We start from the raw sequence: 6642 nt of genomic DNA, 5'->3' as shown, positions 1-6642 counted from the left end.
CTTTGGCGCTTAGCAGAACTTCATTCATTTTATTTTCCATCTTTAAATATGGAATGAACCGCAATCGGAATGCGGATGCGGTTCATTCTTTTCACTCTAGTACAACCCGTTGTATTCGGGGAAATACGTAGCGGTAAGATCTAGCCAAACCGGATCGATTTCCCATGGGATGACCTTTGTCTTATCATCGATTGTTGCGTCTGTGATACCTGCAATCGGCAGGATAATTTGCTGGTTGAGATCTGTTTTCACCCCTTTAACATAGGCATGAAGAGCAAGAAAAGAGATAAAACCTTCCCAACCGGGGGAGGAACTGATGGAGTACTTGATGTCACCCTGTTTCATCAATTCTATGCCATAAGGCGCACCGTTTGTTGTGAATACTTTGATGGGATCATTGAGGACTCCATCGTTTTTCAATCCCCTGACAACTGATGCTGCCATTTCATCGTTGAAGATGAACAGAAGAGAAAAATCGACTCCGGACTGAACCAGGTCCTGGGCCTGGTTCATCGCTTCCTCTGGATTATAGCGTCCGTCCCTGACAGCAACAATTTCGTTCTTGCCCAGACGTTTGACTTCAGGTTCGAATTCTGCCAGAAACATCTGAACAGGAATATGCTCCAGGATACCCATGATGACAGCGATGTTTTCACCGGGATAATTATTGGCAAGATGTGCCGCCATATCTTTTCCCATGGCGGACCAATCAAAATCGATGGCAGCAACAACATCAGAGTCATTCTTCAAAACCTGTCCTACATTATCAGTAACAACCAGTGGAATCCCTGCCGCGGCACATTTGTCTGCTGCAATATTGGCACCATTTTGGTTAAAGGTGAAAATACACATACCATCCACACCCTGATTTATCAGAGAATCGATGTTGGAGATTTCCTTTTCCGCATTATAGTCGGAATTTAGAACCAGTACCTCCACACCAGCCTGTTCGGCGGCATAGACGAATCCGTCTACATCTTTTTTGTACCAATAGTCAGGCCCTGGAGTGACATATCCGTACACCAGTTTTCCATCATCATTGGTATCCGCATCCCCATTGGCAAAAAGGCCCATAGGCACGAGAGTCAGTACCATCAGTTCAATAAGAATCACCCAACTCATTCCATTTCTTTTCATTGTATCATCCTCCATATTAGATGTTTATTTCCTTTATATTCAGTTCGGTCAGTGTCGAACGGAGCCATGAGAGTGACTTTTCTATCAAGGGACCTCCCTGCCCTTCGCATTCCAGGCTTAATACACCTTCATATCCATAATCCCGAAGCATAATGAGAATTTCCCGTATATTATCAGCATTGACTCCGTCTCCAATGGCACAATGACTAATGCCTATTCCAGTATCATTCCCCCGTGCCGCTGCAGCCAGACTCTTGGATACATCTTTGATATGCACATGATTTACCCGGTCAAGAAACCTGCGGCAGAATGTAACCGGATTCTGACCCGATATAAATGAATTGCCAGTATCGAAATTTAACCCGAAATAGTCACTTTTCCCAAATGCAAGCATTTTCTCAATCATGTCAGGATTAGTAGTGAAGTAACCGTGAATCTCAATATTAATGGTAATTTCGTTGGCTTCCGCCGCTTCAATAATCGTTCCATAGCTGCGTTTCATCTGTTCCAGAGCCTCATCATCATTGAGTCCTTCAGGCTTCAACAAACCGTCGGTCGTTGCAATATTCGGACATCCGGCCAACTTTGCCCAGGATATGGATTTCAGAACATAGGGAACACCCAGGTGAGGGCCATCTTTTCCTGATAGAGGATAGGCAGCATCAATCTGAGAAAACTGGACTCCATAAGACAACATTTTATTTCTGAGCATAACCGGATCTTCAGTCAATGAGATATGAGGGAAGTATCCTAATCCGTGAATCCAGGACACTCCTTCGATAACACCGCATTCAATCCTCCGGACATCATTGGCCTGAGCCCACTGCAATGCCTTTTCAAAACTGAATACAGCTGAATTGAATGCATCCGTATGAAAACTGATTATCATGTATTCCTCCATACAGTCTTGTATATACATGCTGTATAAACATGTTGTATTAACATGAAAATACCATAAACTACCCCACACCGCAAGGAAAAAAGGGTAAAATATTTCTATGTTCAGAATTGCCATCATTGGAGCAAGTAGTCTCAGTATCGGAAAAAAGGTCATTGATGAAATACTCCAGGAATTTACAGAAACCGATCTGGAGCTTCGTTTGATGTCCCTCCATATAGATCATACCAGGATTGTGGCTGACTATGCCCGGCGAACATACCCTTGCAGGAGTAATAGCTTAACAGTCCTGGTTACCCGGAACAGCCGTGAAGCCGTTGAGGGTTGTCAGGTTGTCATTACGATGTTCGACATCGGAGGATTCAGAGCATCTGCTCTTGATCACAAGATTCCACTTCACTTTGGTGTGGGGCAGTGTATCGGTGACACCCTGGGTCCCGGAGCAGTCATGCGGGCACAGAGAGTCATACCAGTACTTGACGGACTGAGAAGGGATCTGGAAGAATTAGCCCCGAACAGTCTGATCATCAACTATGTGAATCCTCTTGGGCCTGCCGGTATGGTCTTCGAACGGAAAAACTGGCACCGTCATATAGGATTATGTGACGGGCCTGCGGCAATGTTAGACTCAATTAAATCTCTGCTGAATGTGGATATACTCCGTTTTAAACTGGCAGGTACCAATCACATGTCCTGGCTTGTAAGTCTGGAAGACAAGCATGGGGAAAATTTATATGAAGAACTCCGAAGGGCCATTCTCAATCCGAATATTGCAGGCAAGGAACGTGTCCGTGCTGAAATTCTTCAAACTTTTGGTTACTTTTGTTCAGAGTCTTCCGGTCAGCTCAGTGATATGCTTCCCTGGTTTCGAAACTCTGAAACCAGCAGAAAATCTTACCTTGCGTCTGGTTATGCTGGAAGAACTGGTATTTATCCGAGAGTCAACAGCTTACTCCACAAACAATTGGGCCAGATGAATTTTCTTAAAACAGCAAAGCCTGAACGATTTCCTGTAAGCCGCCATTCTCTCGTTCGAATACTCCGGAATGAGGCAGTAAATAAAGATCAAAATAAATCTTCGAATCCTATATTTGGAAATGTCACGAATAAAGAGGGTAGAATATCGAATATGCCTCGCTCTGCCATTGTTGAAACTGAGATATCTCAGAGCAGCGGCTGCTGGATTCCCGCCGCTACCACCCAAATCCCCAGAGAGGTTCTTTCAATGAGCCTGACACATACTGTTAGTAATGAATTGATGACAGATGCTGCTTTATCGGGAAATCCTGAAGACCTCGTCCGGGCCATGTGTCATGACCCCATAACGGCATCATCGATGAGTATAAATTCAATCAGGGATATGACTTTTAAATTCATAGAGAAACAGTCCGAATGGCTGCCACAATACGGAGATGCTCACTCATTCTCAGGAATCGACATTCCCAACCTTCCCCGTGTAGAAAAAACTGTTTTTGATGGAGAATCTTTTGTCGATCAGGTCATTCGACAGAAATTCCAGTAATAGACTTGCGGGAAATCAGATTCGGTTCTACTACAATACGCGTATGGGTCCGGAAGCCCGATATAGCGAGACGTCCTATCAGAACATTGGCAGCAAGCTCTCCCATATGCATACTGGGATGATCCATGGTCGTCAATGTAGGCCGGCTTAAGCGACTGATTTCCGAATTATCAAATGAAATAATTGAAACATCCTCCGGGATTTTCATACCTCTCCGTTTTAAATTCCTCATTAGCATAAGAGCCTCATCATCGCTGCTGCAGACAAAGGCAGTGGGTAGATTTTTAGAATTGTAAACATAATTTCTAATCTGTAGATAGGCTCTCCTAGCCGAAGATTGCCCTTTTATCCCTACAATATGTCGACTTTCCAGCTCCAGTCCAACGGAATTCAGAGCGTTTTTTACCCCCTTCATCCGCTGAAGCTTAGGATGATAATTCGTACTATAAACGATTCCGATACGCCTGTGCCCCTGATTGATAAGAGTATCTCCTGCCTGTCTGCCTCCCAGAAAATCATCCTGCACGACTGAATCAAGCTGATCACAGCCCAAATCGTTATCAAGAAGTACGATAGGGATTCCTCTGTTTTCGATTTTCTCAAAGAGCTCCAGGTTATTTTGTCCCTGATCCCCTTCTACAGGAGTAATGGCTATTCCCGAGACTCCATTCTCTATTAAATCAAGGAGTATTTTCCGTTCTAAATCCAGGCCATATCGGGTTTCTCCAAGAATCATCCGCCTTCTATTTCTTTGAAGAACTGAATTAAATCCGTGAATCATTTCCGGAAAGATATAGGAATAATTCCGATAGCAGACAAATGCAAGTGTTGATGATTCACTACGGGGAGCATTACAGACGAATGTTCCAATGCCCTGACGACTTTCCAGAATTCCTTCAGTAACCAATATCTGAATACTTTGCCGAACAGATCCACGAGAAACTCCGAATCGTTCCGTAATTTCACTTTCGGATGGAATTTTGTCTCCTGGTTGAATGACCCCGGATCGGATACTCTTCTTAACCCAGTCGGCTACCATCTGTTTTTTAGTCACTTGCACATTCCCTCATCCTTACTTGTATATATATGTATATGAAAAATGTGAATTTGAAAAGTGGTGAGGAAGAATGTTTGACTGTATCATAACTATTTGAAATATAGTTCATCCTAATACAATCACCTAATGAGATTTGTAGAATCTGTTGCTGGCTACTGAAAACTTGCCAACCCGAGTCCCCTTGGGGGTCAGGTTGGCCTCGGGATCACGGACCAGATTTCCTTCTAGAATCACAATATTAGATTTCTTATTTCATAATGATAAGAAGCAGAAGAATAGTCATTTCTTAACTTCAATCATTAGCAAAAATGATATCCACTGTCAGGTTTATTTGATTTTATCGCTGATATATTCAATCATTCTGGGACTTGAAGGGCTGCCTGTATCTTATGACGTAAAATCCTCATATTGTTTTGTAAAAAATTCAATTTTATGTGTGACCTTTTCAAGATGCAGATTCATTTGCTCAATATGTTTTTCTACACTTCTCTTATGATCAACCAGCATTTCGCATCTGGCTTTGAGAGTTGCAGATCCCTGCAAACTCAGATCGACAAAATCACGAATCTGCTTAATGGACATACCTGTATTTTTTAAACAGCAGATTAAACCCAGCCATTCCAAATCTTCATCAGAATAATGTCTAATTCCACTTTTCGTTCGCTTTATACTAGGAAGTAATCCCTCTTTCTCATAATACCGTAAGGTATTCGGACTCAGGTTGGTTCTTTCCGCAACCGTTTTCACTGTATATCCCATAAAATGACCTTCCCTTTTCTTTATCTAAAACTCTTGACTTAACGTTAACGCTAAGGTTTACCATTATTTTGTAATTTTGTCCGGCCATATGTCAAGAAGCATAGTTAAGTCTGTGAAAGAACTACCGAGTACACAAAAAAAGGAAGTGAAAAGATGAAAAAGATACCATTAGGAACATCGGGTCTGGAAGTCCCCGCAATTGCAGTGGGATGTATGCGTATAAACGGACTGGAAAAGAGTGAAGCCGAGGGGTTTATTCAAACAGCGATAGAGGGAGGAGCAACCTTCTTTGACCATGCTGATGTCTATGGAGGAGGGGATTGCGAAGCCATTTTTGCCGAAGCCGCTCATATGAACAATGACAAGCGGGAGAAGATTTTCCTGCAATCAAAATGCGGCATACGGCCAGACGTTGCCTTTGATTTTTCGAAGGAACATATTCTGGCATCAGTTGAGGGAAGTTTGAGTCGTCTGAGAACAGAGTATCTGGATGTTTTGCTCCTCCATCGGCCTGATGCATTAGTAGAACCGGAGGAAGTTGCCGAGGCATTTAATATTCTGCACGAAAGCGGCAAGGTACGACATTTTGGTGTTTCCAACCAGAATCCCATGCAGATACAGCTTTTAAAGAAATTTGTAAAACAACCCCTCGTGGCAAACCAGCTTCAGCTCAGCATCACCAACGCTAACATGATTACTCAGGGATTGCATGTCAATATGCTGGACGATGGTGCTGTGAATCGAGATGCCAGTGTACTGGATTTCTGCCGCCTCAATGATATAACGATTCAGCCGTGGTCGCCCTTCCAGTTCGGATTCTTCGAGGGTGTCTTTCTGGATAATGAGAAATTTCCGGAGCTGAACAAAAAAATTGATGAGATTGCCGGGAAATACGGCGTCAGTAATGTCACAATAACTTTCGCCTGGTTGCTGCGGCATCCGGCAAAGATGCAGCCCGTAACGGGAACAATGAACAGACAACGCCTGAAAGACTGTATAAAAGCAATGGATATAAGCCTTACCCGTGAGGAATGGTATGAAATTTACCTGGCCGCCGGGAATATTTTACCCTGAAGATTTTAAAACACAGGCAAAGCATTGTCTATTTTGGAAAAACGAGAGGAGAAAATTGGGGTGAAAGCATTAATAATTGGTGGCAGCGGGATTATCTCGTCAGCGGTATCGGCCCTTTGCCTTCAACAGGGATGGGAGTTCTACCTCCTGAAACGGGTTCAGACAGGGCAAAAAAGCAAATAAGTCATATATTAC

8 protein-coding genes are annotated in these 6642 nt (G+C 43.2%); 3 read left to right on the top strand and 5 right to left on the bottom strand.

The window, feature by feature from the left end; all coding sequences use genetic code 11:
* Window positions 1-96: 96 nt before the first annotated feature.
* Both PF479_RS03430 and PF479_RS03425 read right to left on the bottom strand, forming a co-directional pair.
* Entirely contained in the window at window positions 97-1137 is a 1041-nt protein-coding gene (locus tag PF479_RS03430; protein ID WP_298002244.1) for a sugar ABC transporter substrate-binding protein, read from the bottom strand.
* A gap of 16 nt (window positions 1138-1153) precedes the next feature.
* Complete coding sequence (locus tag PF479_RS03425) at window positions 1154-2026, bottom strand: sugar phosphate isomerase/epimerase (RefSeq protein ID WP_298002242.1); 873 nt, start codon at window positions 2024-2026, stop codon at window positions 1154-1156.
* A 109-nt stretch (window positions 2027-2135) separates the two neighbouring features.
* Between PF479_RS03425 and PF479_RS03420 the strand changes: the two genes are divergently transcribed.
* Window positions 2136-3557 carry a hypothetical protein gene (locus PF479_RS03420; protein WP_298002240.1) on the top strand — a complete coding sequence of 474 codons (1422 nt, stop codon included), beginning with the start codon at window positions 2136-2138 and terminating at the stop codon, window positions 3555-3557.
* Here PF479_RS03420 and PF479_RS03415 read toward each other — a convergent pair.
* The 3 genes from PF479_RS03415 to PF479_RS03405 form a co-directional block, all read right to left on the bottom strand.
* Window positions 3535-4617: a substrate-binding domain-containing protein gene (locus PF479_RS03415; RefSeq protein ID WP_298002238.1), complete on the bottom strand. Its 1083-nt coding sequence runs from the start codon at window positions 4615-4617 to the stop codon at window positions 3535-3537. The two genes, PF479_RS03420 and PF479_RS03415, sit on opposite strands and share 23 nt — an antisense overlap.
* A gap of 120 nt (window positions 4618-4737) precedes the next feature.
* A complete protein-coding gene (locus tag PF479_RS03410) occupies window positions 4738-4848 on the bottom strand; it encodes a single-stranded DNA-binding protein (protein ID WP_367277199.1) in 111 nt (36 codons plus the stop codon).
* Between the two features lie 153 nt (window positions 4849-5001).
* Window positions 5002-5361 carry a MerR family transcriptional regulator gene (locus tag PF479_RS03405; RefSeq protein WP_298002236.1) on the bottom strand — a complete coding sequence of 120 codons (360 nt, stop codon included), beginning with the start codon at window positions 5359-5361 and terminating at the stop codon, window positions 5002-5004.
* 165 nt (window positions 5362-5526) lie between these two features.
* Here PF479_RS03405 and PF479_RS03400 point away from each other — a divergent pair, with 165 nt between their 5' ends.
* Both PF479_RS03400 and PF479_RS03395 read left to right on the top strand, forming a co-directional pair.
* Entirely contained in the window at window positions 5527-6447 is a 921-nt protein-coding gene (locus PF479_RS03400) for an aldo/keto reductase (RefSeq protein WP_298002234.1), read from the top strand.
* Between the two features lie 60 nt (window positions 6448-6507).
* On the top strand, window positions 6508-6630 hold the full coding sequence (locus PF479_RS03395) for a hypothetical protein (RefSeq protein ID WP_298002232.1): 123 nt from the start codon (window positions 6508-6510) through the stop codon (window positions 6628-6630).
* Window positions 6631-6642: the final 12 nt, after the last annotated feature.

Source organism: Oceanispirochaeta sp. (genome assembly GCF_027859075.1).
GTDB lineage: Bacteria > Spirochaetota > Spirochaetia > DSM-2461 > DSM-2461 > Oceanispirochaeta.
Note: the sequence above shows the minus strand (reverse complement) of the source record. Positions and strands in the feature narration are given on the sequence as shown.

Bases quoted from the DNA above. Each gene is read 5' to 3' on its own strand.
- PF479_RS03400 (WP_298002234.1), top strand. From the start codon at position 5,527: ATGAAAAAGATACCATTAGGAACATCGGGTCTGGAAGTCCCCGCAATT.
- PF479_RS03420 (WP_298002240.1), top strand. From the start codon at position 2,136: ATGTTCAGAATTGCCATCATTGGAGCAAGTAGTCTCAGTATCGGAAAA.
- PF479_RS03430 (WP_298002244.1), bottom strand. From the start codon at position 1,137: ATGAAAAGAAATGGAATGAGTTGGGTGATTCTTATTGAACTGATGGTA.
- PF479_RS03425 (WP_298002242.1), bottom strand. From the start codon at position 2,026: ATGATAATCAGTTTTCATACGGATGCATTCAATTCAGCTGTATTCAGT.